Consider the following 24,700-nt stretch of genomic DNA (forward strand, 5'->3'; position numbering starts at 1 on the left):
GTCACCTCTCCTTCTGCAGTAGGGACAGCGCGGCGATCAGCTCGGCCTGCGGTTCCGGCGTGACTTCGAGCGCCTCCAACGGGGCCAGCCGCCGGTCCCGTTCGGCCCGCAGCACCTGCTCCAGGTGATCCGCGACCAGTTCGCCGCCGCGGTCGCGCAGCCTCACGGCGGCCTGTACGCCGATCCGCTCGGCGAGTTTCTCCCCGGCGGGCCGGGCCCGCTTGCCGCCGAGGAGGGCCGCGACGAGCAGGGCGGCGATCGCGTCGGGGTGGGGCGCGGGCTGCTTGTCGAGCCGGGCCACCTCCTCCTCGGCGAGTTCCTCCAGCACGCGCCGCCAGTGCCGTACGGCCACGCCGATGCGCTCCCCCGCCTCCCGGTCGGGCCCGGGCAGTTGCACGGCGCCGGCGGCCGGTTCGCGCCGCCAGGCCTGGGCGATGCGCTCGTCGGCGGCGGCCACCGCGCACTGGAGCAGCGCGGCGAGCGACTCGGCGAGGGAGTCGAGCAGTTCGTCGGCGCTCGTGTCGAGGGGGTAGCCGCGCCAGCGGGTCAGGGCGTCACCGGACAGTACGGCGCCCTGGTCGAGCCGGTTGCGGACCCGCTTGCCCTCCCGCTTGTACGCGTCCTCCACGGCCGAGGTCATCCGTACGGCGGCGGCGTGCTGGGCGGCCACGGCGGACGCCAGCTCGGGCATCCGGCGCCCGAGGGAGTCCAGTGCGCCGAGCGCGGTCCGCCCGACGGCGTGCTGCCGGGCGGCCGGGTCCTGCGCGTGGTGGGCGAGCCACGCGAACAGCGGGGCGACGGCGCTGGCGGGCAGCAGTCCGCCCCCGCCGGCCGATTCGGGCAGCTCGGGCACCGTGAACCGCGGGACGTCGCCCAGCCCGGCCCGATTGAGAAGGGCCCCGTACTGCCGCGAGACCTCGGCGAGCACCTGGTGCGGGACCCGGTCGAGGACGGTGATCAGGGTGGCCTTGTACTGCTTGGCGGTGCGCAGCAGGTGCCACGGGACGGCGTCGGCGTAGCGCGAGGCGGTGGTCACCATGACCCAGACGTCTGCGGCGCAGATGAGTTGGGCGGCGAGCGTCCGGTTCTCGACCACGAGGGAGTCGATGTCGGGGGCGTCGAGGATGGCGAGCCCGCGCGGCAGGCCGGCGACGGTCTCGATGCGCAGCTCACGGGTGGCCGCGGTGGTCCCGTACCCGCGGGGGGAGCCGCGGTGGGGTCCGGGGAACTGGTCGTCCTCGCCGGGCGGGGCCCAGACCCGCATCAGGTCGGGGAGCACCCGCATGCCGGCGAACCAGTGATGATCATCCGGATGGCAGACGAGCACGGGGATCCGGGTGGTGGGGCGCAGTACGCCGGCTTCACTCACCTGGCGCCCCACGAGCGAGTTGACGAGAGTGGACTTACCGGCCCCGGTGGACCCGCCTACGACGACGAGCAGCGGCGCCTCGGGCGCCTTCAGCCGGGGTACGAGGTAGTCGTCGAGCTGCGCCAGCAGCTCGGCTCTGGTCTGGCGGGCGCGCGGGGCGCCGGGCAGGGGCAGCGGCAGACGCACGGACGCGACCCGGTCGCGCAGGGCGGACAGGGCATCGAGCAGCTGAGGCCGAACATCCAAGGTCACCACATGCGAAGAATGCCCAATTTGGGGCCATTTTTGAAGCTTATACGCCCTCTGCGCGCCGATCGCGACTCCAGTGGGACCTTTTGGACACAGCGGACGAGTGGGGCGCAGGCATAACGAGTGCACAACACCAAGGGCGCCGCGGCGCAAAAGCGGTGCGAGAATCGCACCTGCCTGCGATTATCGGGACCGCTTCACCGAACCTCCACATCGTGGCACGCGGGTGAAGCAACCGGGACAAGGCAACCGGAGCCCTATCCTTGACCTGGCACGGACGACGGTCCCACCCCCATCCCGGGGCTCCAGGCCACCACGGCCACCTTCCGGCCCCCGTAGCTCAGTGGATAGAGCAGGTGCCTTCTAAGCACTTGGCCGCAGGTTCGAGTCCTGCCGGGGGCACTCACCGCCAGCCGCCTCAGCCCTCCCCCCGGGGAGGGCTTTCGTGCAGGTCAGAAGTCTTGCGGAGGAGTCCGCTCGCTACCGATCACACCTTCTCGGCGCCCGTCTTGCCGCCGACCCCACCTTCTCGGCGCCCGTTCGGTGCCGTTCGGGGGGTGCCTGCGGGAAGATGGGGGGATGACGGACGGATCCCGGGAGCGGGCGCGGTCGTTCAGCTCGGCGGCCCGGCGCTACGGAGAACATCGGCCTTCCTATCCGGAGGCGCTCCTCGATGCACTGGAGGAGCTCGCCGGATTCGCGCTGGCCGGGGCGCGGGTCGCCGACGTCGGGGCCGGGACCGGGCTCGCGACCGGCCTGCTGCACGCCCGTGGGGCGCGGGTCGTCGCCGTGGAGCCGGGAGAGGGGATGGCCTTGGAGTTCCGTCGGCGCAACCCGCGGGTGCCGCTCGTACGGGGGGACGGGGACCGGCTGCCGTTCGCCTCCGGTTCCCTCGACCTCCTCGCGTACGCGCAGTCCTGGCACTGGACCGATCCGGCCCGTTCCGTTCCGGAGGCCCTGCGCGCGCTGCGGCCGGGCGGCGCGCTGGCCGTCTGGTCGAACGATCCGGACACCGGTGTCGGATGGATCGCCGACCAGCAGGCGCGCATCGAGAAGGACTTCGGCCCGGGCTGGTACATCAACGACCATCCGCGGTCACAGGGCGGCCTGGAGTTCACCACCCGACTGCTGCGCTGGTCGCGCCGGATCCCGGTCGGCGCCCATCTCGCCAAGCTGGCGACGCACTCCCTCTTCTTGATCGGCGCACCCGGTACGGACGACTTCCTCGCAGCCGAGCGCGACCGGCTCCGCGCGATGTTCCCGGGGGGAACGATCGAGGAGCACTACGTGGTCGACCTCAGGCTCGCCCGCGCGCCGGGGGCCTAGGCGGCGGGGGCGTCCTGCGGGGAGACGCCGAAGGCCTTGACGGCCTGGTAGTAGGTCCAGGCGGTGCTGTCGCAGGAGCCCTTCTTGACGCCCGAGTACGCCGAGCAGACCCGCTTGAGGTCCGCGTAGAGGGCGTCGTCCAGCCGGGACTTGTTGGCCGTGAACGCTCCTGCGGCCTTGTAGTTGCGGTAGCCGAAGTCATGGCGGGCGCAGGATGTCTGGAAGGGGAACCCGAAGGGGTTGTCGGGCGAGGAGGAGCAGTAGTCCGTCGACCAGTCGAACCCGTACGCCGACCACTTGCCCTGGTTGCCGCGCGCAGCGACCCAGGCGTTGTAGCTGGTGGCGCTGGTCTGCGTCCAACCACCGAGGACCTGAGGCTTGTCGGCCGGGGCCGCCGACGCGGGAGACGCGACGACGAGCACACCGGCGGCGGCCGTGGATGCGAGGAGTGGAGCGAGACGACGGCGCATGGCATTCCTCCGGGACGGGGGTGGGGGGGCCGCCCGGGTAACCCCCGGTACGGCGTCGGGTTCCACCGTCGGGGCACGTCCTATCGCCGCCCCTTAACGCCGCTATAACGGCTGCTCGCAGGCCTGGGTGGTGGGGTGACGAGGGGTCAGTGCCGCTGCTGGGTGCCGTTCCCGGCCGTGCGCCGGACCCGTGCCGGACCCGTGCCGGCCCGTGCCGGACCCGTGCCGGCCCGTGCTGGCCCGTGCCGACCTAGCGCCGGCCTCGTCCCGGGCGTCCGTCGTGCCGGATTCCGGGGCCCTTCGTAGTCGGGGCAGCCCTCAGGTAGGACGCCGTATCAGACTTCCGGCAGATATCAGGTTCGTCCTACGGAGGGACGCGCCGGGAGGCGCCGAGGCCGAGACTGGATCACATGAACCGCCGTCCCCTCGTCATCGCCGCCGCCACCGTGGGAGTCGTCGCCACCGCCGCTTTCGCGTTGCCCAACCTCCCGCCCAATCCGCTGACCGACTCCATCAACGACCAGGTCTTCAAGGAGAAGAGCAAGCACTTCGCGACCACCGCCGATGCGCCGACCCGCGGCAACCCGGCCTTCACGCTGCCGTCCTGGGTGCCCAAGGACGCCACCGACATACGCATACGCGCGCGTACGAGCGGCGAGGCCAGGCTGATCCGCTTCACGCTCGGAACGACCTCGCTGGACGGCCCGCAGTGCTCCGCCGGCGCGCCGAAGGACCTGGGCGGGCGACGGCGGCTGGACGCCAAGTGGTGGCCGCACGGCACCCGGGCCGAGGAGCGGCCCGAGTGCCGGGACTTCTACCAGTACCAGGTCGCGGTGCGCGGCAAGCGGGTCTACGCCTGGACCGACGGCACCCCGTCACCGGGGGCGAAGGCGGAGGACGGCGCTCCGGCGCCGGCCCACGCCCGCAGCCGCGGCTAGGGCCAAGAGCTGGCCTGGGCCCGGGCCTGGTTCTAGGGGGTGAGTGCGGCGGCGGTGGCCTGGGCGAAGGCTTCCGGGTTGTCGAGCATGATGTTGTGCCCGCAGTCCGGGACGGGGACCACGGACACCCCGGCGCTCTCCAGGGCCTCGGCGCCGGCGAGGGGTCCGTCGGCCGCGGGCAGCAGGTAGCTGCGCGGGATCTTCAGCTCCAGCAGCAGCTCGCGCATGGTCGGGCTCGTGCCGGCCGCGAGGTGTACCGCCGTCCGGTGCAGGGCCGTACGGTCCGCCAGGCGCATGGTGGACCACCAGTGCGCGCCGACCCGGTCGCGCACCTCGGCCCAGCCGCCGGCCAGGAACTCCTCCTCGGTGTAGGAGGCGATCCCGCTGCTGCCGGCGGTGCGCGGGACGATCGGCACCGGGTCCAGGTTGGCGTCGACCAGCACCAGCCGGGAGACCAGGCGGGGGTGGCGGTGGGCGAGCACGATGGCCACGGCGCCGCCCATGCTGTGGGCGATCAGCTCGGCGCCGGTGACACCGGCCGCGTCGAGGGCGGCGGCGAGGGTGTCGGCGTGCGCCTCCAGGGTGTACGGGAAGTTCTCGGGCCGGTCGCTGTGCCCGTGCCCCAGCAGGTCGACCAGGAGTGACCGGCGGCCGGCCAGCAACGGGTGCACGGCGCTAGCGGCGAAGTAGGCGGGCGAGGTCGACCCCAGCCCGTGCACGTACACCCGGGCGGGCTCCTCCCCCGGCAGTTCGACCCAGCGGATCCGGTCATCTCCCGGCGTGACGGCGGCACTTCGCACCATGGGCTCCTTGATCGACGAGAGGACGAGAGTAACCAGGGCCGCAGCGGGCGCCTCGACTACCCTCGTCGGGTGAGTACGCATGTGAACCGACTCGGCGAGGACACCCCGCGGACAGGCCTGCTCCCGACGGGGACCGGCGTGACGGTCTGGTCCCTGGACACCACCCTCGACGTGGTCGGTGGCCACCGGGTCGACGAGGCGCTGCCGATCCTGGACGCGAACGAGCGGGACCGGGCCGGGCGGCTGGTGCGGGCCGGGGACCGGCACCGGTACCTCGCCTCCCACGTGGGGCTGCGGGTCCTGCTCGGCGGCTACCTGGGGATGGCTCCGCAGGACGTCTGCCTGGTCCGGGAGGACTGCCCGTGCTGCGACGGCCCGCACGGGCGGCCGGCGGTCGCGGGGGGCGCGGTGCAGTTCTCGCTCTCGCACAGCGACGACCTGGCGTACCTCGCGTTCGCGGGGGTGCCGGTCGGGATCGACGTGGAGGCCGTGCCGAGCGCGGCGGCGGTGAAGGACGTGCTGAACAGCCTGCACCCGGCGGAGACCGCGGAACTCTCCGCGCTGCCCGCGGCGCAGCGGCCGGAGGCACTCGGCCGCCTGTGGTCGCGCAAGGAGGCCTACTTCAAGGGCACGGGCACCGGCCTGGCCGAGGGCCTGGCCGAGCCGTACATCGGCTCGGGCCCCGACCCCGCCGCCGTCCCCGGCTGGCGCCTCATCGACCTCCCGGCCCCACCGGCCTACGCGGCGGCCCTGGCCCTGCGCGTCTGACCCGGACCGGCCCCGGCCCCGACACCGCGGCCGGGGCGTCCTCGGCCGGTCGCCGGCGCGCCGCCCGCCGGGCCGTTCGCCGCGCCGGGCCGAAATCACGGTCGCCGCTGGTCATAGACGCCTATCGTGGCCGACATGGACATCCGCGCCGCCCGCACCGTCGCCGAACTCCAGGCCGCGGAGGGGCTCTTCGACGGCCCCGCCCCACTCGACCGGTCCGAGCGCTTCCTCGCCGCGCCGGGACACCTGATGCTCATCGCCTACGTCGACGACATCCCCGCCGGCATGGTCTCCGGCGTCGAGATGAGCCACCCCGACAAGGGCACCGAGATGTGCCTGTACGAGCTCTCCGTCGACGAGGGCTACCGGCGCCGCGGCATCGGCCGGGCCCTGACCGAGGCGCTCGCCAACGAGGCCAGGGCGCGCGGCTGTTACGGCATGTGGGTGGGGGTCGACACCGACAACGAGGCCGCCCTGGCCACGTACGCCGCCGCCGGGGCCCGCGACGAGGGTGTCTTCGCGATGCGCGGCTGGCCCCTCTCCGGATAATCCCTCCGGCGGCGTGTCGTGCGCCCAGTCGGCGCACCCTCCGCGCGCCCGGCCCGTGGCTCGCCGAGCATCGGCCGCATGACCGCACTCACCGCGCTGCTTCCGGCCGCCGCCCTGTTGGCGGCGGCCACTGCCCTGCCGCCGCACCCCGCACTCGCCGCCGCCGACCGCGCCGATGCCGCCACCGCCCCGTACGTCGTGGTCCTGAAGGACAACAGCTCCCGCGCCCCGAACCGTGCTGCGCTGGCCGCCGAGGCAGAGGCCTCCGGGGACAGGGTCGGGGCCGTCTACGACACCGTCATCAGCGGCTTCGCCGTCCGTACCACCGCCGCCCGCGCCGCGGCGCTCGCCGCTGACCCCCGGGTGGCCTCGGTGGAGCCGGACTCCGAGTTCCGGATCAGCGACGCGCAGAGCCCGGCGCCCTGGCCGCTCGACCGGATCGACCAGAGCGAGCTCCCGCTCGACGGCTCGTACACGTACGCCACCACCGCGCAGGGGGTCACCGCGTACGTCGTGGACACCGGGATCAACACCGCCCACCAGGAATTCGGGGGCCGGGCACGGGTCGGCTACAACGGGGTGTTCCTGGAGAGCTCGGGCGACTGCAACGGTCACGGAACGCACGTCGCGGGAACCCTGGGCGGGGCGACGTACGGGGTCGCGAAGGGGGTGTCCCTCGTCGGGGTCAAGGTCGCCAACTGCAAGGGGTCCGCGACCCTGACGTCCATCCTGGGCGGCCTGGAGTGGATGGTGAAGGACGCCGCCAAGGCTCCCGGCACCCCCGCCGTGGCCAACATGAGCATGGGCGGCACCCGCAGCTCCTCCCTGGACACGGCGGTGACGCGGGCGGTCGCCGCCGGGATCACCTTCACCGTGGCCGCCGGGAACGCTGCCGACGACGCCTGCACCGGCTCCCCCGCCGCCGTGCCCGCCGCGGTCACCGTCGGCGCGGCCGACGCCGCGGACCAGTGGGCTCCGTTCTCCAGTTACGGCCGCTGCGTGGACCTCGTCGCGCCGGGCGTGTCCGTGACCTCGGCCTGGAAGGGCTCGACGACCGCCCTCGCCCGCGCCTCCGGCACCTCCATGGCGGCCCCGCACGCGGCGGGCGTCGCCGCGCTGATCCTCGCCGAAGGCCTCGCGGCGGGCGGTACCGCGAAGACGCCCGCGGAGGTGTCCGACGCGCTGGTGCGGGGCGCCGTGCCGGGCCGCCTCACCGGCGTCCCGACCGGCACCGCCAATCTCCTCCTGCACGCCCCGCCGGCCGCCCGCTAGGGCACCGGTCCGGTGGCCGCCGGGCAGCGGGGCCGCCGGCCACCCGCCGCCCGGCCACCCGGCCACCCGGCGCCGGTCGACGGCGAGCCCTGCCCGCTCCCCTCCCGGACCGCCGCACCGCCGCGCCGCCGCGCCGCCGGACCAACCGCACCGCCCCACGGCCGCACCGCCGCACTCCCTGATCACCGCCCACCCGCGCCCGATCCGCGGATCACCGGACTGCCAGGTCAGCCACCTGCCGGCACCCCACCCATCCCATCCGCCCCGCACCCCGACAGACCCGGCCTGATGGGACATCAATTTCTGTGTGCTTCGGGCGAAAGCAAGTCATTGACTTCTCAACACCGCGACGCGTCAATGTCGGCCACCGCACCGGCTCGGCCTCCCCCACACAGCGGGTGGGGGGAGGGGTTCGTCTGACGAAGGAGTCGCGACCCAGTGAGTACAACGTTCCGACGAAGAGTTCTGGCCGGGGCGGGCGCCCTGTCCCTCGCGCTGGCGGGCGGCGTAGTGAGCCTGACCGGCACCGCTCAGGCGGCGACCGTGACCACCCCCGTCTTCGAGAACTGCGACGCCCCTGCTCCGCAGCCGGACGGTTCGGGCAACCAGAACTACACGATCACCGTGCCCGATCACGCCAAGGCCGGGGACGTCGTGCCGATCACGATCGACCCGGGTGCGAGCCCGCTGATCCCCGGCTTCTCCGTCACCACGGTGAACACCACCAAGATCACCCTCAAGGTGGGGGCGACCACCCAGGTGGTCACCAGCCCGCCCGAGACCGTCAGTGTCGTCGCCGGCACCCCGCTCGACCCCAAGGCCTTCTCCGGAACCATCAAGGTCCCGGACGGCACGGAGGGCACCGCGGTCGACGTCAAACTCGACCTGGCGGTCACGGACGCGGACCTCAGCGGTTCGGTGTTCACCACCACCTGCACACCTGCGCCCCGACCCAGCGCCACCCTCGGCTCGGTCGCCGTCGAGGCCCTGCCGAAGGACCCGGTCACCACCAAGCTGACGCCCAACAGCGGCAAGGCCGGTACGGCCGTCGTCGTGGGCGGCGCGAACTTCCCGGCGGGCCCGGTCACCTGTTCCGCCCTCCTTGCGGGTGCGGCCACCGGTGACACCGGTAGCGGTACGGCGGACGCGTCCGGCGCCGCCACCTGCAACATCACCGTGAGCAAGAAGGCCGACGCCATCAAGATCGACGGCTCGGTGACCCCGTACAAGTCCTTCGTGTACCTGGAGGACCAGGCAGGCGTGAAGAACCCGGTCGACATCGAGGTCCTCCCCGGCCCGCTGGCGCTCGGCCCGAAGGACGGCCAGCCGGCCGTCGCCTTCCCCTCGGTCACCATCAACGGCAAGGCCCAGTCGGTGGTCGGCGTGTTCAACGCCGCGACCATCCAGGACTTCCGCGGCGGCACGCTCGGCTGGGACGTGACGGCGACCCGTACGCCGTTCCTGAACCAGGCGACCGGTCACTCGATGGCGAAGGCGCAGATCGGCATCCAGCCGTCCTGCACCGTGACCAACCCGGACAGCCCGAGCACCTGCACCGCGGGCACGCCCGGCGCGATCTCCGAGACCCCGATGAAGGTGGCCTCGCAGGCCGCCGGCGGGGACGAGCTGACCGGCGGTGAGTTCGCCGTCGGCGGCGCCGGGATGATCCAGCTCCCGCCGTTCATGTTCGCCGACACCTACCAGACGGTCGTCACCTTCTCGATCGCCTGACCCAGCAGGAGTAGCGCCATCCCAGGGTGGTGCGGCGCCACGGTGCCGCACCACCCCTTCGCCGTCCCACTCCTGGCCGTGCCCCCGTGCCCCCATGCCCCGCGCCCGCGCGCCCGCACCCCCGTGCCCCCCGTGCCCCCCGCGCCGACTGGAGAACCGCCCATGCACCCCCGTCCCCGCCGCTCCCGCGTCTTCGCGTACGGTCCGCTGCTCGCCCTGGTGCTGCTGCTCGCGGGCCTGCTCCTGCCCGCCGCGACGGCGACGGCCGCGGACAACGGCACCTGGGGGGTGTTCCCGACGCCCCCCGCCGGCGCGCCGATGACCGACCGCGCCTACTTCTTCCACCAGGGCGCGGCCGGGACCACGATCAGCGACAGCGCGACGATCCTCAACTCCTCCGACAAGGAACTGACCTTCCAGGTCTTCGCCACCGACGCGGTGAACACCCCGGTCGGCGGCGCCTTCGCCCTGCTGCCGGTGGACCAGAAGCCCAAGGACGTGGGCGCGTGGATCGCACTGGCGCCCGAGGCCGCGACCACCGTGACCGTGCCGCCCAAGGGCCGCAAGGACGTCCCGTTCACCGTGAAGGTCCCCCAGGACGCGACGCCCGGCGACCACGTCGGAGGGATCGTCGCCCTCAACACGGCCGTGGAGGGCATCCGGCAGGAGGGCAAGGTCCAGGTCGGGGTGAAGCGGCAGGTCGGCTCGCGGATGTACTTCCGGGTGCCGGGTCCGGTGACGCCGGGGCTGAGCGTGGAGGACGTGAAGGTCAGCCGGTCCGCACCGCTGTTGCCGTGGGTCAAGGAGGCCCGCGCCACGGTCTCGTACACGCTGGTCAACCGGGGCAACGTGGTCGTCGAGCCCGAGGTGGCGGTGTCCGCGAAGGGGTTGTTCGGCCGTACGGTACTGGACCGGCCTGCCCGTGAACTGAAGCTGGTGCTGCTGCCCGGCCAGCGGGTGCAGCTGACCGAGCCGTGGGCGGACGCACCGCAGTCCGACTGGGTCACCGTACGGATCTCGGCCGGGGCCACGGCCCATCCGGACCTGGCCCCGCAGTCCGAGGTGGAGTTCATCGCCGTGCCGTGGCCCGCCGTCGGCGTGCTGTTCGTCCTGGCGGGCGCCGTGATCACCCTGCTGGTCCTGCGGCGCCGCCGCGCCCGGTCGTCCGCGGCCGACGGCGAACGGGCCGAGCTCACTGCGGACTTGGCAGGAACCCGTTGACCGGCGAGGGTGTCCGCCGGGCGGGAACGAAGCTCGCCCCCCGCGTGAGGGTGCGGGGGGCGAGCCGGTCCTGAGGTCCTGCGTGAGGTCCTGCGTGAGGTCAGTGGTTGCGGGGGAAGCCCAGGTCCACGCCGATGTGGCCTTCCGACGGGTCCGGCCAGCGGGTCGTGACGACCTTGCCGCGCGTGTAGAAGTGGATGCCGTCGTTGCCGTAGACGTGGTGGTCGCCGAAGAGCGAGTCCTTCCAGCCGCCGAAGGAGTGGTAGCCCACCGGCACCGGGATCGGCACGTTGACGCCGACCATGCCCGCCTCGATCTCCAGCTGGAAGCGGCGGGCGGCGCCGCCGTCGCGGGTGAAGATCGCCGTGCCGTTGCCGAACGGCGAGGCGTTGATCAGCGCCACGCCCTCCTCGTAGGTCTCGGCGCGCAGCACGCACAGCACCGGCCCGAAGATCTCGTCGCGGTAGGCGTCGGAGTCGGTCTTGACGTTGTCGAGCAGCGAGAGGCCGATCCAGTGGCCCTTCTCGAAGCCGTCGACCGTGTACCCCGTGCCGTCGAGGACCACGTCGGCGCCCTGGTCCGCGGCACCCTTCACGTACCCGGCGACCTTGTCGCGGTGGGCGGCGGTGATCAGCGGGCCCATCTCGGACGCCGGGTCGCTGCCCGGGCCGATCTTGATCTTCTCGGCGCGCTCGCGGATCTTCTCGACCAGCTCGTCGCCGATGGCGCCGACGGCGACGACCGCGGAGATCGCCATGCAGCGCTCGCCGGCCGAGCCGTAGGCGGCCGAGACCGCCGCGTCGGCGGCCGCGTCCAGGTCGGCGTCCGGCAGCACCAGCATGTGGTTCTTGGCGCCGCCCAGGGCCTGGACCCGCTTGCCGTTGGCGGAGGCGGTGGTGTGGATGTGGCGGGCGATCGGCGTGGAGCCGACGAAGGAGACCGCGGAGATGCCGGGGTGGGCGAGCAGCGCGTCGACGGCGACCTTGTCACCGTGGACGACGTTGAGCACACCGGCGGGCAGACCGGCCTCGGAGGCCAGTTCGGCCAGCTTGTTGGCGGCCGACGGGTCCTTCTCGCTCGGCTTGAGGATGAAGGTGTTTCCGCAGGCCACGGCCAGCGGGAACATCCACATCGGCACCATCGCCGGGAAGTTGAACGGGGTGATGCCGGCGACCACGCCGAGCGGCTGGCGGATGGCGGCGACGTCGACCCGGTTGGAGACGGAGGTCGACAGCTCGCCCTTGAGCTGGGTGGTGATCCCGCAGGCCAGCTCGACGATCTCCAGGCCGCGGGCGACCTCGCCCAGCGCGTCCGAGTGGACCTTGCCGTGCTCGGCGGTGATCAGCTCGGCGATGGCATCTCGGTTGGCGTCGAGCAGGGCGCGGTAGGCGAACAGCACCTTGGTGCGGGCGGCCAGCGAGGACTGGCCCCAGGTCTGGAACGCCTCCTGGGCGATCCGTACCGCCGCGTCGACCTCATCGGCGGACGCGAGGGCGACCTGCGTGGTGACCTCGCCGGTGGCCGGGTCGGTGACCGGGCCGTAGTTGCCCGACGCGCCCTCGACGGTCTTGCCACCGATCCAGTGGTTGACGGTCTTCATGCCTATTGCTCCTTCACAGATGGCGACGTCGCTGCGCGGCTTGCCGGTCGTACTCTTCGCGGGCCGCGTTCGCGGACGCACGGGTCGCGGTCTCGGCCACAGGAACATCCCACCACGCCTGTGCCGGGGGCGGGCCCGACACAGTGTCGGGTGTTCGGGTCTGTGCGTAGACACATGTGGGGCGGTCTGCCTCACGCGCTTCGGCGAGGGCTTTCCGCAGGTCACCGATGGTGCGGGTGCGGATCACGGCCATTCCGAGGGAGGCTGCGTTGGCTGCGAGGTCCACCGGCAGGGGTGCGCCGGTGTACGAACCGTCGTCCGCCCTGAAGCGGTACGCGGTTGCGAAGCCCTCGCCGCCCACGGCCCCCGAGAGGCCGCCGATGGAGGCGTAGCCGTGGTTGTCGAGGATCACCACCTTGATCGGGACGCCCTCCTGCACGGCCGTGACGATCTCGGTCGGGTTCATCAGGTACGTCCCGTCGCCGACCAGCGCCCACACGGGGCGACCGGGGGCGGCGAGCGCGGTGCCGATCGCCGCCGGGATCTCGTAGCCCATGCAGGAGTACCCGTACTCCACGTGGTACTGGTCGGCCGCGCGGGTCCGCCACAGCTTGTGCAGGTCGCCGGGGAGGGAGCCGGCGGCGTTGATCAGGATGTCGTCGGCGCCGACCAGCTCGTCGAGCAGCCCGAGCACCTGGACCTGCGTCGGGGCGGCGTCTTCGTCGGGGGCCGCCCAAGCCTGGTCGACCAGGCGCTCCCAGTTCCGTTTCCTTTCTTTGTACGTCGTCTCGTACGCGGGGTCCACGCGGTACCCGGCAGTCTCTTCCCGGAGGTCTTCCAGGCCCACCCTCGCGTCGCAGACCAGCGGCCGGGCGGCGAGTTTGTGGGCGTCGTACGGGTCGAGGTTGAGCCCGAGGAAGCGGACGGCGGGGTTCCGGAAGAGGGTCGAGGAGGCGGTGGTGAAGTCCGTCAGCCGGGTCCCGGCGGCGATGACCAGGTCGGCGCCGCGGGCCAGCTCGTCGGCGGTGGCCGTGCCGGTGTGCCCGATGCCACCGACATCGGCGGGGTGGTCGTACGGGAGCGCCCCCTTGCCCGCTTGCGTGGAGGCCACCGGGATCCCGGTGGCCCCCGCGAATTCCGCCAGCGCGGCCTGGGCCCCGCTGTGCCGGATCCCGCCGCCGGCGATGATCAGCGGGCGCGCGGAGCCCCGTACGGCCTCGGCGGCCCGTGCGAGCTCGTCCCGGTCGGGTCCGGGCCGGCGCACCCCCCACACCCGCTCGGCGAAGAACTCGGGCGGCCAGTCGTGGGCCTCGGCCTGGACGTCCTGGGGCAGCGCGAGGGTCACCGCGCCGGTCTGGACGGGGTCGGTGAGCACCCGCATGGCCTGGAGGGCGGCCGGGATCAGGGCCTCGGGCCGGGTGATCCGGTCGAAGTGGCGGGAGACGGGCCGCAGGGTGTCGTTGACGGAGACGTCGCCTGCGTAGGGCACCTCCAGCTGTTGGAGCACGGGATCGGCGGGCCGGGTGGCGAAGGTGTCGCCGGGCAGGAGGAGTACGGGAATCCGGTTGATGGTGGCGAGGGCGGCCCCGGTGACGAGGTTGGTTGCGCCCGGCCCGATCGAGGTGGTGACGGCGTGGGCCGAGAGCCGCTCGCACTGGCGGGCGTACCCGACGGCGGCGTGCACCATGGCCTGCTCGTTGCGCCCCTGCAGGAACGGCATCCCTCGCGGGCCGCTCTCCAGGAGGGCCTGCCCGATGCCGGCGACGTTCCCGTGCCCGAAGATCCCCCAGGTTGCGGCGATCAGCCTGCGGCGACGGCCGTCGCGCTCGGTGTACTGCTGCGCGAGGAAGCGGACGAGGGCCTGCGCGACGGTGAGCCTCATCGGGTCTCGTCCTCCGCTCGGTGGAAGGGCAGCCTGGGGTCGGCGTCCTGACCGGTCCAGGTGTCCCGGATCCAGGCGTGGTCGGGGTGGTCCCGGATCAGCCACTCCCGGGGCCGGCCTGGAGGGCCGGCCATGACGTTGAGGTAGTACATGTCGTGGCCGGGCGCCGCGATGGACGGGCCGTGCCAGCCGTCCGGGATGAGCACCGCGTCCCCGGTCCTCACCTCGGTGAGGACGTCGGTCTTCCCGGCCGGGGAGGGGGTGACGCGCTGGTAGCCGAAGCCGGGCGTGTCGCCGTGCGGGGCGATCTCGAAGTAATAGACCTCTTCGAGGCAGGACTCCCGACCGGGGAGGAACTCGTCGTGCTTGTGGGGCGGGTAAGAGGACCAGTTCCCGCCGGGCGTGAGCACTTCGACGGCGATGAGGCGGTCGCAGTCGAAGACGTCCGCGGCGGCGAAGTTGTTGACCTGACGAGTGCACTGGCCGGCCCCGCGGATCTCCACCGGGACGTCCCGGGCGGCCCCGTACCGGGCCGGGAGCGCGATCTCGCACCGCGCCCCGACGAGCGCGAACCGCCCCCCGGCGGCGGACCCGATCTCGGCCCGCCCGTCGCGGGGCAGGTACGCGAAGTCGGTGACGGCCGTGAACACGCTCTCGCGCCCCCGCAGTTCGAACACCGGGGCGGGCGGTCCGCCGACGGGATCCGCGCAGCGGACCGTGCACCCCCCGGCCAGCGGGAGGACGATCCACTCCCGGTCCCCGCACGTGTGCGCGTACGTCTCGCCCGGGGCGAGCTCCAGCACTCGCAGCGCGGCGAACTCCATCTCGTGGGAAGCGGTCGGCGTCACGGCTCCAGCACCTCTTCCACTTCCTTGGCGTACGGCATCGCCGCCGAGCACGCCAGCCGCGAAGCCACGATCGCCCCCGCCGCGTTGGCGAAGCGCAGCACCCGCTCCAGGTCCCAGCCCGCCAGCAGCCCGTGGCACAGCGCCCCACCGAAGGCGTCCCCCGCGCCGAGCCCGTTCACCACCTGCACCGGGACGGGCGCGGCCTGCGCCACCGTTCCGTCCCGCCGCATCGCCAGTACCCCGTCCGGCCCCCGTTTCACCACCGCCAGCTCGACCCCGGCCTCCAGCAGCGCCCGTGCCGCGGCCCGTGGGTCGCTCTCACCGATCGCGATCGCGCACTCCTGGACGTTGCCGACGGCCACCGTGGCGAGGCCCAGTGCCTGCGCGTACGGCTTCCCCGGTTCCTCCTGCCACAGCATCGGCCTCCAGTCGAGGTCGAAGACCGTGATCCCGGACTTCGAGCGCGCCTCCAGCGCGGCGAGGGTCGCGGAGCGGCTCGGCTGTGCGCTCAGGCCCGTGCCCGTCATCCAGAACACCCGTGCGGCCCGTACCGCGGCCAGGTCCAGCTCCTCCGGTTCGATCTCCAGGTCGGGGGCCTTCGGCAGCCGGTAGAAGTACAGCGGGAAGTCGTCCGGCGGGAAGATCTCGCAGAACGTCAGCGGGGTCGGGTACCGCGCCACCTCCCCGGCCCACCGGTCGTCGACTCCGAACCCGCGCAGCTCAGAGCGCAGATAGGCCCCGAAGGGGTCCGCCCCGGTCCGGGTGATCACAGCTACCTTCCGGCCCAGCCGGGCCGCTGCGACGGCGACGTTGGTGGGCGAGCCGCCCAGGAACTTCCCGAAGGTGTCCGCCTCCGCCAGCGGTACGCCCGTTCTCAGCGGGTAGAGATCCACCCCGATCCGCCCCATCGTGATCAAGTCGAACGCGACATCGTCCGCGGTGGTCACAGGCAGTCCTCCCTCTCGTCTCGCACCCTAAGGTGGCCGTCATGACGTCCTCCCCGCCCGCGTTGACCCGTATCCGCATCGGTTCGGCCCCGGACTCCTGGGGTGTCTGGTTCCCCGACGATCCGCTGCAGACCCCGTGGGACCGGTTCCTCGACGAGGTCGCCGACTCCGGATACGAGTGGATCGAGCTCGGCCCGTACGGCTATCTCCCCACCGACCCCGCGCGCCTCGCCGAGGAGACGGCCAAGCGGGGCCTGCGCGTCAGCGCCGGCACCGTCTTCACCGGACTCCATCACGGACCCGCCGTCTGGGCGGACACCTGGGAGCACGTGTCGCGGATCGCGGAGCTCACCCGGGCCACGGGGGCGGGCCACCTCGTCGTCATCCCGTCGTTCTGGCGCGACGACAAGACCGGCGAGGTGCTGGAGGACCGCGTCCTCACGCCCGCGCAATGGCGTGAACTGACCGAGCAGACCGAGCGGCTGGGGCGCGAGGTGCAGGACCGGTACGGCCTGCGGATCGTCGTCCACCCGCACGCGGACACGCACATCGACACCCCGGAGAACGTGGCGCGCTTCCTGGACGCCACCGACCCGGACCTGGTCTCCCTGTGCCTGGACACCGGGCACTACGCCTACTGCGGCGGCGACAGCGTCCAGGCCATCGAAACCTTCGGCGAGCGGATCGGCTACCTCCACCTCAAGCAGGTCGACCCGCGGATCCTCGCCGAAGTCGTCGCGGAGCAACTGCCGTTCGGCCCGGCCGTGGCCCGCGGCGTGATGTGCGAACCGCCGTCGGGGGTGCCCGCGCTGGAGCCCGTGCTCGCGGCCGCCCAGCGGCTCGGCGTGGACCTCTTCGCCATCGTGGAGCAGGACATGTACCCGTGCCCGCCCGACCGGCCGCTGCCGATCGCCCGCCGCACCCGCGCCTACCTGCGCTCCTGCGGCGCCCGCTGACTCCCCGGAGGGAAACACGACATGAGCACGCTGGGCATCGCCGTCATCGGGACGGGGAAGATGGGCGCCGACCACGTCCGCCGGATCGGGCGGACGGTCGGCGGGGCCCGGGTGGTGGCCGTGGCCGACCCGGACGGGGACCGGGTCAAAGCGGTCGCCGAGGCTCTGGACGGCGCGAGCGCGCACACGGACCCGGCGGCCGCGATAGCCGCACCCGGAGTCCAGGCCGTACTGATCGCCTCCCCGGGCCCCGCCCATGAGGAGGCGATCCTGCACGCCCTGGGGCGGGAGCTGCCGGTGCTGTGCGAGAAGCCGCTGACCCCGGATCCGGAGGGGGCGTTGCGGGTGATGGAGGCGGAGCAGCGGCTGGGCCGACGCCTGGTGCAGGTGGGGTTCATGCGGCGGTTCGACACCGAGTACGAGCGGCTGAAGGAGCTGCTGGACGCGGGCGGGATCGGCCGGCCGCTGTTCCTGCACTGCCGGCACCGCAATGCCGCCTCACCGTCCTCCTTCACCAGCGACATGCTGATCAGCGACTCGGTCGTGCACGAGGTCGACGCGGCGCGCTGGCTGCTCGGGCAGGAGATCACGGCGGTGTCCGTGCTCTCCCCGACACCGACCTCGGCGGCTCCGGAAGGGCTGCGCGATCCCCGACTGGTCCTGCTGGAGACCTCGGGCGGGGTGGTCATCGACGTGGAGATCTTCGTCAACTGCGGTTTCGGCTACGAGGTGCGCTGCGAGGCGGTGGGCGAGTCCGGGAGCGCCCAGATCGGTGAGGGGCAGGCGATGGTGGTCCGGTCCGCGGGCCGCCGCTACGACGAGATCGCCCAGGACTTCACCGTGCGCTTCGCCGACGCGTACGACCGCCAGCTGCGGCGCTGGGTGGCCGCGGCCGCGCGCGGTCGGGTGGCCGGGCCCGACGCCTGGGACGGTTACGCGGCGGCCGCGGTCTCCGCGGCGGGACTGGCCGCCGGGCGCACGGGCGTACGGACCCCGGTGGAGCTGGTGGACCGCCCGGCCCTGTACCTCTGAACCGCCGTACTGCTGAACCCCGGTACTGCTGAACCCCGGTACTGCTGAACCCCGGTACTGCTGAACCCCGGTACTGCTGAACCCCGGTACTGCTGAACCTCGGTACTGCTGAACCGCTGAACCGCTGAACCACCGTCCAGGGGAGACCCGTTGTGCCGCATCTGTCACAGCGGTCACCCTTGTGTCACGCATATCCGCATTTCGCAGGTTTTCCGTCACAGCTGTTCAACAGCCCCTCCCCCGCCTTCATCCCCCGTCGTTCTCCGGGCACAACCTGAGTGAACGTCTGTGTCCACGCGTCGGCTCCCCCGACGGCCTCCCGGCCGGCCCCGCGCCGTGGACTAGGAGGTGTCGTCGATGAGCGACCGACAGCTGTGGTCGTACAAGGAGATCGCCGCTCACATCCGGGTCCAGCCGGACACGGTGCGCTCGTACCGCAAGCACGGCCTGCTCCCCGCTCCCGACCACGTCGAGGGCGGGAAGCCCTACTGGTACGCCGACACGATCCGCACCTGGGTGGCCCGCCGCCCCGGCAACCGGGGCCGCCGCGACGACTGACCCCCCCGGCGGTCGCCGCCCCACCCCTGGACGGGGCGCGCCGGCGCCTAGCGGCTGCCCGCCGGTATCCGGTCCGGCTCTGGCGCCTCCCCCGGCGCCTGCGCCACCACCGCCGGCGGCGCGGACTCCCCCTCGCTCAGTCCGAACCGCTCGTGCAGTCGCCGCAACGGGCCCGGCGCCCACCAGGTGGCCCGCCCCGTCAGCTTCATGACCGCCGGTACCAGGAGGCTCCGTACAACCAGCGCGTCCATCAGGACGGCCAGCGCGATCCCGAGCCCCAGCATCTTGGTGTTGGTCACCCGGGAGCTGCCGATGGCCACCATCACCACCGCCAGGATCACGGCCGCCGCGGTGATCAGCCCGCCCGTGCGGACCAGTCCGGTGCGCACCGCCCCCTCGTGATCCCCGGTCCGCTCGTACTCCTCCTTGATGCGGGATATGAGGAACACCCCGTAGTCCATGGAGAGTCCGAAGGCGATGCAGAACATCAGGACGGGCAAGTTGGTCTCGATGTCCCCGGTGGAGGTGAAGGAGAGCAGTCCGGAGAGGTGTCCGTCCTGGAAGACCCACACCACCGCCCCGAACATCGCGGTCAGGCTGAGCGCATTGAGCAGGACCGCCTGGACGGGTATCAGCACGCTCCCGGTGAGCAGGAAGACCAGCAGCAGCGTGGCCAGGACCACCAGGGTCAGAGCGGCCGGCAGTTCCTCCGCTATCGCCTTCTGGGCGTCGACGAGGACCGCCGCCTGTCCGGTCACCGCGGTATCGAAGGGGGCGTCGACCTTGCGCACCTCCGCGACGAGGTCCTGGGCCTGCTCTCCGGCCGGCTCGCCGTCGGTGACCACCGAGAAGTACGCGGTCCCCGACCCGGAGGCGGAGGTCACCGGCCCGTTCACCCGCACTCCGGGCAGGGCGGCGAGCCGCTCCCGGTAGGCGGCGAGGTCGGCGGGGCCGGCCACGCCCTCGGCCAGCACGGTCAGCCCGGCGCCGGGACTGCCCGGGAAGCCGTCGCGGATCTGCTGCTGGACGATGTGGGAGGTGGCGGTCGCCGGCAGCTGCCGGTCGTCCACGGTGCCGAACTTCACCCCGAGGAAGGGCAGTCCGAGGAGCAGCAGCCCCGCCGTGGTGGCGATGGCGAACACGGGGGCCCGGCGCATCACCAGCGCGGTCGCCCGCGCCCAGCCCCGCCCGGCCCCGGCGACCGCGCCCGGAGCGCCGGCGGCCGGTGTCCCGGCGGCGGCCCGGGCCCGCTTGCGGGCCCACAGCCGCCGCAGGTCGAAGGAGTTGACCCGGTCCCCGAGCAGCACGAGCGCGGCCGGCAGCAGGACGAGCGCGGCGGCTGCCGCGAGCAGGACCACCGCGACCCCGGCGTAGGCGAAGGAGCGCAGGAAGTACATCGGGAAGAACAGCATCGCCGAGAGCGACACGGCCACGGTCAGCGCCGAGAACAACACCGTGCGCCCGGCGGTGCGCAGGGTGGCCCCCACGGCGGCGGCCGGATCCCGCCCTGCGGCGAGCTCCTCGCGGAACCTGCGCACGATGAACAGGGCGTAGTCGATGGCGAGTCCGAGGCCGAGCGCGGTGGTCAGGTTCTGGGCGAAGACGGAGACGTCGGTGAACTCGGTGAGGCCGCGCAGCACGGCATTGGTGCCGAGGATGGCGACGATGCCCACGCCCAGCGGCAGCAGTGCGGCGACGGCGCTGCCGAAGACGATGACGAGCAGGACGAGGGTAACCGGCAGGGCGATCACCTCGGCGCGCAGCAGGTCCTCCTGGATGGTGGTGGTCACCTCGCGCTGGACGGCGACCGGCCCCCCGAGGGAGACGCGCACCGGCCCGTGCTCGCCCCGGTAGTGCGGGGCGATCCGCTCCAGCACCGCGGCGCGGGTCTTCTCGTCACCGAGCACCCGGGCGGCTATCAGGGCTTGGCTGCCGTCCTTCGAGCGCAGCGCGGGCAGATGGGTTCGCCAGTACGAGCCGACTCCGGCCACCCCCTGCTCGGAGGCGAGCCGCTCGGTCAGCCGCTCGGCCTCGGCGGCGACGGCGGGGTCGTCCACCCCGGCACCTGCCGCCTCACCGGCCTCGACCAGCAGGAGCAGGTTGGGCTGGGAGCCCGGGAACTCGCGCTCCAGGACCTTGGCGGCGTAGGTGGACCGGGCGTCCGGGTCCTCCCAGCCGCCGCTGCCCATCCGGTCGGCGACGCCACCGCCCGCGAGGACGGCCAGTGCCGTGACCACGAGGGCGAGCAGCAGCGAGAGCCGCGGCCGGGCCGTGACGATCCGGGTCCACCGCCCGCTCTCCCCTGACGACGGCGGTTTTTTGACTTCGGACATGACTCGGTGTCCCCTTCACCGTGATTGCCAGCCAACTTAGACTGGCAAACACGAGCAGTCGCTCGCGTTTCTCAAGAATGCGAGCGCCCTCTCGCGTTTGTCAATCACCCACGGGAAGCAAGGGACGGAACATGCCGGAGAGGTCCCAGGCCGAAAGCGCCACCAAGGCCCCAAAGGCCACCAAAAAGACTGCCGCTCCGCGACGCCAGGCCCGCGGGGAGCGCCGGATCGCCCAGCTCCTGGCGGCTGCCGCCAGTGTGTTCTGCCGCACCGGCTACGCCGCGGCCAGCACCAACGCCATCGCCCGCGAAGCCGAGGTCTCGCCGGGCACGCTCTACCAGTTCTTCCCGAACAAGGAGGCCATCGCCATCGAGCTGGGCGGCCAGCTACTCCGGCGCGCCCACGAGATGCACGGCCAGGCCTTCCTCCCGGAGAACCTGGACAAGCCACTGCCCGAGCTGCTCGACGCCGTCCTGGACCCGGTCATCGCCTTCAACTGCGAGAACCCGGCCTTCTGGGCCCTGATGCACGGCTCCGGCATCCCCGGCATCGCCCAGGAACACGAGGAGCTGCATTCCGGGCTACTGACCCGCGTCGAGGGCGTCCTGCGCACCTTCTGCCCGGACGGCACACCCGAAGAGATCACCCGCGTCTCCAACATGATCCTGGGCATCTTCAAGGCCTCGCTGGACCTGATCCTCGCGAGCGAGGGCGCCGAGCGCGCCGCGTACGTCGCCGAGGCGAAGACCGTGCTGCTGCGCTACGTGGAGCCGATGGTCACCACGCCCCACCGGCACTGACCGCGGCCCCCGCCCCGCACTCCGCAGCCCGGACCGGCCCGGGACCGGTCGAACCGGCCGGAAGTGGCGGCGCACGCTCGCATTGATACCCCCTAGGGGTATAGTCTCGAAGTGTCGGGAGGACGGTGGGGTGACACCGCCGCCCCCAGGCGCCCGGATACGCCCCTGAAGAGGAGAACGACATGAACGCCGAGACGGACACCCGGACCACCACCGTCTACCGCGTGACCGGCATGACCTGCGGCCACTGCGAGGGCGCGGTGACCACCGAGATCTCCGCCCTTCCGGGCGTCAGCTCGGTCAAGGCCGTCGCCGCGACCGGCGAGGTCACCGTGGTCTCCGCCGCCCCGCTCGCCGACGAGGACGTGCGTGCCGCCGTCGACGAGGCCGGCTACGAGTTCGCCGGCCAGGCCGGCTGAGCAGCGCCACCACCCGCCCCTCCTCCGCAGTACCCCGCCGGGTCGTACCGGCCAGCTCATACTGGTTCCGTACGACCCGGCCCTCCCCCTGGAGCCGGACATGAGCAGCAGCACAGTGCACGACGGGCCCATAGCGACCGCCCCGGCCGCCGAGGTCGAGCTGAGCATCGGCGGAATGACCTGCGCCTCCTGCGCCGCCCGCATCGAGAAGAAGCTGAACCGGATGGACGGGGTCACCGCCACGGTGAACTACGCCACCGAGAAGGCCCGCGTCTCGTACGGCGACGGCGTCGAGGTCGCCGACCTGATCGCGACGGTCGTCAAGACCGGCTACACCGCCGAGGAGCCCCCGCCGCCCGCGCCGGAGCCCGAAGCGGAGGCCCCGGGCGCTCCCGGACCCGCGCCCGTCCCCGAACTGGCCGCGCTGCGCCAGCGGCTGCTGGTCTCCGCCGCCCTCGCCTTCCCCGTCGTCCTGCTCTCGATGGTCCCGGCCCTCCAGTTCGACAACTGGCAGTGGCTCTCGCTGACCCTGGCCGCCCCCGTCGTCGTCTGGGGCGCCCTCCCCTTCCACCGGGCCGCCTGGACCAACGCCCGGCACGGCGCCGCCACCATGGACACCCTGGTCTCGGTCGGTACCCTCGCCGCCTTCGCGTGGTCGCTGTGGGCCCTGTTCTTCGGCCACGCCGGCATGCCCGGCATGCGGCACGGGTTCGACTTCTCCGTCTCGCGCGCGGACGGCTCCTCCGCGATCTACCTGGAGGTCGCCGCGGGCGTCGTCAGCTTCATCCTGCTCGGCCGCTACCTGGAGGCCCGCTCTAAGCGGAAGGCGGGCGCCGCCCTGAGGGCCCTGCTGGAGCTGGGCGCAAAGGACGTGGCCGTGCTGCGCGGTGGCAGCGAGGTGCGGATCCCCGTGGCGCAGCTCGCGGTCGGCGACCGGTTCGTCGTCCGCCCCGGAGAGAAGATCGCCACCGACGGCACGGTCGTCGAAGGGACGTCCGCCGTGGACGCCTCGATGCTGACCGGCGAGTCCGTCCCGGTCGAGGTCGGCGTGGGCGACTCCGTCACCGGGGCCACCGTCAACGCCTCGGGCCGGCTCGTCGTCGAAGCCACCCGGATCGGCGCCGACACCCAGCTCGCCCGGATGGCCAGGCTCGTCGAGGAGGCGCAGAACGGCAAGGCCGAGGTACAGCGCCTGGCCGACCGGATCTCCGGAGTCTTCGTACCGGTCGTGCTGCTGCTGGCGCTCGGCACCTGGGTCACCTGGCTGCTGATCACCGACGACCCCACCGCCGCCTTCACCGCCGCCGTGGCCGTCCTGATCATCGCCTGCCCGTGCGCCTTGGGCCTGGCCACCCCGACCGCGCTGATGGTCGGCACTGGGCGGGGCGCGCAGCTCGGCATCCTGATCAAGGGGCCCGAGGTGCTGGAGTCCACCCGCCGCGTCGACACGGTCGTGCTCGACAAGACGGGCACGGTCACCACCGGCCGGATGACCCTGTCCGGCGTGCACCCCGCCGCCGGTGTCGACGAGCTGGAGCTGCTCCGTCTCGCGGGCTCGCTGGAGCACGCCTCCGAGCACCCGATCGCCCGCGCCATCGCCACCGGCGCCGTCGAGCGCGCCGGAGCCCTGCCGGCCCCGGAGTCCTTCGAGGCCCTCGCCGGGCTCGGCGTCCAGGGCGTGGTCGACGGGCACGCCGTCCTGGTGGGTCGCGAGCAGCTGCTGGCCGACTGGTCGATCCCGCTGCCGTCGGCCCTGGCCGAGGCCAAGGCCGACGCCGAGGCGCTGGGCAGCACCGCCGTCCTGGTGGCCTGGGACGGAGCGGCCCGCGGGGTCCTGACCGTGGCCGACGCGGTCAAGGAGACCAGCGCCGAGGCGGTGTCGCGGCTGCGCGCGCTGGGCCTGACCCCCGTCCTGCTGACCGGGGACAACAAGGCCGTGGCGGAGACGGTGGCCCGCGAGGTGGGCATCGACGAGGTGATCGCCGAGGTGCTACCGCAGGACAAGGTGGACGTCGTACGCCGGCTCCAGGCGCAGGGCCGTACGGTCGCCATGGTGGGCGACGGGGTCAACGACGCGGCCGCGCTGGCCCAGGCGGACCTGGGCCTGGCCATGGGCACCGGCACGGACGCCGCGATCGAGGCGGGCGACCTGACCCTCGTACGGGGAGACCTGCGGGTGGCGGCGGACGCGATCCGGCTCTCCCGCCGGACCCTCGCCACCATCAAGGGCAACCTGTTCTGGGCTTTCGGCTACAACGTGGCAGCCCTGCCCCTCGCGGCCGCTGGCCTGCTCAACCCGATGATTGCGGGGGCCGCGATGGCGTTCTCCTCCGTTTTCGTGGTGAGCAACAGCCTCCGGTTGCGATCCTTCCGCTAAGGGATCTTCTCCCCACTCTGCGCACACTTCCTTCACGGGAGACGCAGATCACAGTGATTGCAACGTAACCATCTGGCACTGCAGTGGGTCTAATGGGGCGGTGCCAGGAACGTCTTGGGGGACGTTCACGGGGGTCTTGGGGGACATCCCGGGCATCAGCCGGCCGGGACGCGTGCCCAACGGGGTGCTTTGAGCGGCCTTCCCGACCCGTACGGGTCCCGGCAGACACCCATGGGGCGCACTCCGCGTGCG

General features: G+C 72.7%; 21 protein-coding genes and 1 tRNA gene. 14 read left to right on the plus strand and 8 right to left on the minus strand.

What is annotated here, in order from left to right:
- Nucleotide 1 precedes the first annotated feature (1 nt).
- Entirely contained in the window at nt 2-1,615 is a 1,614-nt protein-coding gene (locus tag OHA65_RS14175) for a GTPase domain-containing protein (RefSeq protein ID WP_327283487.1), read from the minus strand.
- A 332-nt stretch (nt 1,616-1,947) separates the two neighbouring features.
- Between OHA65_RS14175 and OHA65_RS14180 the strand changes: the two genes are divergently transcribed.
- Nucleotides 1,948-2,020 (plus strand) — tRNA-Arg (locus tag OHA65_RS14180).
- Between the two features lie 177 nt (nt 2,021-2,197).
- The gene (locus OHA65_RS14185; RefSeq protein WP_327283488.1) at nt 2,198-2,944 is read left to right on the plus strand and encodes a class I SAM-dependent methyltransferase; all 747 of its coding nucleotides are present in this window, start codon (nt 2,198-2,200) and stop codon (nt 2,942-2,944) included.
- On the opposite strand, the gene OHA65_RS14190 is transcribed toward OHA65_RS14185, so the two are convergent.
- Entirely contained in the window at nt 2,941-3,414 is a 474-nt protein-coding gene (locus tag OHA65_RS14190) for a phospholipase (protein ID WP_405761957.1), read from the minus strand. The two genes, OHA65_RS14185 and OHA65_RS14190, sit on opposite strands and share 4 nt — an antisense overlap.
- A gap of 410 nt (nt 3,415-3,824) precedes the next feature.
- Between OHA65_RS14190 and OHA65_RS14195 the strand changes: the two genes are divergently transcribed.
- Nucleotides 3,825-4,352 carry a hypothetical protein gene (locus OHA65_RS14195; protein WP_327283490.1) on the plus strand — a complete coding sequence of 176 codons (528 nt, stop codon included), beginning with the start codon at nt 3,825-3,827 and terminating at the stop codon, nt 4,350-4,352.
- 32 nt (nt 4,353-4,384) lie between these two features.
- Here the strand turns inward: OHA65_RS14195 and OHA65_RS14200 are convergent, their stop codons facing one another.
- Nucleotides 4,385-5,152: an alpha/beta hydrolase gene (locus OHA65_RS14200; protein WP_327285649.1), complete on the minus strand. Its 768-nt coding sequence runs from the start codon at nt 5,150-5,152 to the stop codon at nt 4,385-4,387.
- Nucleotides 5,153-5,224: 72 nt separating this feature from the next.
- Between OHA65_RS14200 and OHA65_RS14205 the strand changes: the two genes are divergently transcribed.
- The 5 genes from OHA65_RS14205 to OHA65_RS14225 all read left to right on the plus strand — a co-directional run bounded on the left by OHA65_RS14205 (nt 5,225) and on the right by OHA65_RS14225 (nt 10,696).
- Complete coding sequence (locus tag OHA65_RS14205) at nt 5,225-5,923, plus strand: 4'-phosphopantetheinyl transferase superfamily protein (RefSeq protein ID WP_327283491.1); 699 nt, start codon at nt 5,225-5,227, stop codon at nt 5,921-5,923.
- Nucleotides 5,924-6,058: 135 nt separating this feature from the next.
- Nucleotides 6,059-6,472, plus strand: a complete 414-nt coding sequence (locus tag OHA65_RS14210) for a GNAT family N-acetyltransferase (RefSeq protein ID WP_327283492.1) — start codon at nt 6,059-6,061, stop codon at nt 6,470-6,472.
- Nucleotides 6,473-6,550: 78 nt separating this feature from the next.
- Entirely contained in the window at nt 6,551-7,744 is a 1,194-nt protein-coding gene (locus tag OHA65_RS14215; RefSeq protein WP_405761959.1) for a S8 family peptidase, read from the plus strand.
- A 438-nt stretch (nt 7,745-8,182) separates the two neighbouring features.
- Nucleotides 8,183-9,475, plus strand: a complete 1,293-nt coding sequence (locus tag OHA65_RS14220; RefSeq protein WP_327283494.1) for a hypothetical protein — start codon at nt 8,183-8,185, stop codon at nt 9,473-9,475.
- A gap of 162 nt (nt 9,476-9,637) precedes the next feature.
- Nucleotides 9,638-10,696, plus strand: coding sequence for a WxL protein peptidoglycan domain-containing protein (locus OHA65_RS14225; protein WP_405761961.1), 1,059 nt, complete (start codon nt 9,638-9,640; stop codon nt 10,694-10,696).
- Nucleotides 10,697-10,796: 100 nt separating this feature from the next.
- On the opposite strand, the gene OHA65_RS14230 is transcribed toward OHA65_RS14225, so the two are convergent.
- The 4 genes from OHA65_RS14230 to iolC are packed head-to-tail and all read right to left on the minus strand — an operon-like array spanning nt 10,797 to nt 15,934.
- Nucleotides 10,797-12,296 (minus strand): CoA-acylating methylmalonate-semialdehyde dehydrogenase, encoded by a 1,500-nt coding sequence (locus OHA65_RS14230; RefSeq protein ID WP_329313562.1) that lies wholly within the window; start codon nt 12,294-12,296, stop codon nt 10,797-10,799.
- A gap of 13 nt (nt 12,297-12,309) precedes the next feature.
- On the minus strand, nt 12,310-14,178 hold the full coding sequence (gene iolD / locus OHA65_RS14235) for a 3D-(3,5/4)-trihydroxycyclohexane-1,2-dione acylhydrolase (decyclizing) (protein WP_328762796.1): 1,869 nt from the start codon (nt 14,176-14,178) through the stop codon (nt 12,310-12,312).
- On the minus strand, nt 14,175-15,002 hold the full coding sequence (gene iolB, locus OHA65_RS14240) for a 5-deoxy-glucuronate isomerase (RefSeq protein ID WP_328765182.1): 828 nt from the start codon (nt 15,000-15,002) through the stop codon (nt 14,175-14,177). Before iolB ends, iolD begins: the two co-directional genes overlap by 4 nt.
- Nucleotides 15,003-15,022: 20 nt before the next feature.
- Entirely contained in the window at nt 15,023-15,934 is a 912-nt protein-coding gene (iolC, locus tag OHA65_RS14245) for a 5-dehydro-2-deoxygluconokinase (protein WP_405763406.1), read from the minus strand.
- An 80-nt stretch (nt 15,935-16,014) separates the two neighbouring features.
- On the opposite strand from iolC, the gene OHA65_RS14250 reads away from it, so the two are divergent.
- From OHA65_RS14250 to OHA65_RS14260, 3 genes are all read left to right on the plus strand, one after another.
- The gene (locus OHA65_RS14250) at nt 16,015-16,929 is read left to right on the plus strand and encodes a sugar phosphate isomerase/epimerase (RefSeq protein ID WP_327283498.1); all 915 of its coding nucleotides are present in this window, start codon (nt 16,015-16,017) and stop codon (nt 16,927-16,929) included.
- A gap of 21 nt (nt 16,930-16,950) precedes the next feature.
- Nucleotides 16,951-17,961 (plus strand): Gfo/Idh/MocA family oxidoreductase, encoded by a 1,011-nt coding sequence (locus OHA65_RS14255; RefSeq protein ID WP_327283499.1) that lies wholly within the window; start codon nt 16,951-16,953, stop codon nt 17,959-17,961.
- Between the two features lie 357 nt (nt 17,962-18,318).
- Nucleotides 18,319-18,519: an AlpA family transcriptional regulator gene (locus OHA65_RS14260; protein ID WP_030868582.1), complete on the plus strand. Its 201-nt coding sequence runs from the start codon at nt 18,319-18,321 to the stop codon at nt 18,517-18,519.
- Between the two features lie 47 nt (nt 18,520-18,566).
- Here the strand turns inward: OHA65_RS14260 and OHA65_RS14265 are convergent, their stop codons facing one another.
- Nucleotides 18,567-20,852, minus strand: a complete 2,286-nt coding sequence (locus OHA65_RS14265; protein ID WP_327283500.1) for an MMPL family transporter — start codon at nt 20,850-20,852, stop codon at nt 18,567-18,569.
- A 131-nt stretch (nt 20,853-20,983) separates the two neighbouring features.
- Here OHA65_RS14265 and OHA65_RS14270 point away from each other — a divergent pair, with 131 nt between their 5' ends.
- From OHA65_RS14270 to OHA65_RS14280, 3 genes are all read left to right on the plus strand, one after another.
- On the plus strand, nt 20,984-21,652 hold the full coding sequence (locus OHA65_RS14270) for a TetR/AcrR family transcriptional regulator (RefSeq protein ID WP_327283501.1): 669 nt from the start codon (nt 20,984-20,986) through the stop codon (nt 21,650-21,652).
- A gap of 182 nt (nt 21,653-21,834) precedes the next feature.
- Complete coding sequence (locus tag OHA65_RS14275) at nt 21,835-22,071, plus strand: heavy-metal-associated domain-containing protein (RefSeq protein ID WP_327283502.1); 237 nt, start codon at nt 21,835-21,837, stop codon at nt 22,069-22,071.
- Nucleotides 22,072-22,171: 100 nt separating this feature from the next.
- Entirely contained in the window at nt 22,172-24,448 is a 2,277-nt protein-coding gene (locus OHA65_RS14280; RefSeq protein ID WP_371643598.1) for a heavy metal translocating P-type ATPase, read from the plus strand.
- The last annotated feature ends 252 nt before the right edge of the window (nt 24,449-24,700 follow it).

It is taken from the genome of Streptomyces sp. NBC_00045, from assembly GCF_045041095.1.
In the GTDB taxonomy this organism is placed as follows: Bacteria; Actinomycetota; Actinomycetes; order Streptomycetales; family Streptomycetaceae; genus Streptomyces.

What these genes read in the sequence shown, in the direction of transcription:
- OHA65_RS14185 (WP_327283488.1), top strand. Translation starts at nt 2,198, where the DNA reads ATGACGGACGGATCCCGGGAGCGGGCGCGGTCGTTCAGCTCGGCGGCC.
- OHA65_RS14190 (WP_405761957.1), bottom strand. Translation starts at nt 3,414, where the DNA reads ATGCGCCGTCGTCTCGCTCCACTCCTCGCATCCACGGCCGCCGCCGGT.
- OHA65_RS14195 (WP_327283490.1), top strand. Translation starts at nt 3,825, where the DNA reads ATGAACCGCCGTCCCCTCGTCATCGCCGCCGCCACCGTGGGAGTCGTC.
- OHA65_RS14210 (WP_327283492.1), top strand. Translation starts at nt 6,059, where the DNA reads ATGGACATCCGCGCCGCCCGCACCGTCGCCGAACTCCAGGCCGCGGAG.
- OHA65_RS14215 (WP_405761959.1), top strand. Translation starts at nt 6,551, where the DNA reads ATGACCGCACTCACCGCGCTGCTTCCGGCCGCCGCCCTGTTGGCGGCG.
- OHA65_RS14225 (WP_405761961.1), top strand. Translation starts at nt 9,638, where the DNA reads ATGCACCCCCGTCCCCGCCGCTCCCGCGTCTTCGCGTACGGTCCGCTG.
- OHA65_RS14230 (WP_329313562.1), bottom strand. Translation starts at nt 12,296, where the DNA reads ATGAAGACCGTCAACCACTGGATCGGTGGCAAGACCGTCGAGGGCGCG.
- iolD (WP_328762796.1), bottom strand. Translation starts at nt 14,178, where the DNA reads ATGAGGCTCACCGTCGCGCAGGCCCTCGTCCGCTTCCTCGCGCAGCAG.
- iolB (WP_328765182.1), bottom strand. Translation starts at nt 15,002, where the DNA reads ATGGAGTTCGCCGCGCTGCGAGTGCTGGAGCTCGCCCCGGGCGAGACG.
- iolC (WP_405763406.1), bottom strand. Translation starts at nt 15,934, where the DNA reads ATGGGGCGGATCGGGGTGGATCTCTACCCGCTGAGAACGGGCGTACCG.
- OHA65_RS14250 (WP_327283498.1), top strand. Translation starts at nt 16,015, where the DNA reads ATGACGTCCTCCCCGCCCGCGTTGACCCGTATCCGCATCGGTTCGGCC.
- OHA65_RS14255 (WP_327283499.1), top strand. Translation starts at nt 16,951, where the DNA reads ATGAGCACGCTGGGCATCGCCGTCATCGGGACGGGGAAGATGGGCGCC.
- OHA65_RS14260 (WP_030868582.1), top strand. Translation starts at nt 18,319, where the DNA reads ATGAGCGACCGACAGCTGTGGTCGTACAAGGAGATCGCCGCTCACATC.
- OHA65_RS14265 (WP_327283500.1), bottom strand. Translation starts at nt 20,852, where the DNA reads ATGTCCGAAGTCAAAAAACCGCCGTCGTCAGGGGAGAGCGGGCGGTGG.
- OHA65_RS14270 (WP_327283501.1), top strand. Translation starts at nt 20,984, where the DNA reads ATGCCGGAGAGGTCCCAGGCCGAAAGCGCCACCAAGGCCCCAAAGGCC.
- OHA65_RS14275 (WP_327283502.1), top strand. Translation starts at nt 21,835, where the DNA reads ATGAACGCCGAGACGGACACCCGGACCACCACCGTCTACCGCGTGACC.
- OHA65_RS14280 (WP_371643598.1), top strand. Translation starts at nt 22,172, where the DNA reads ATGAGCAGCAGCACAGTGCACGACGGGCCCATAGCGACCGCCCCGGCC.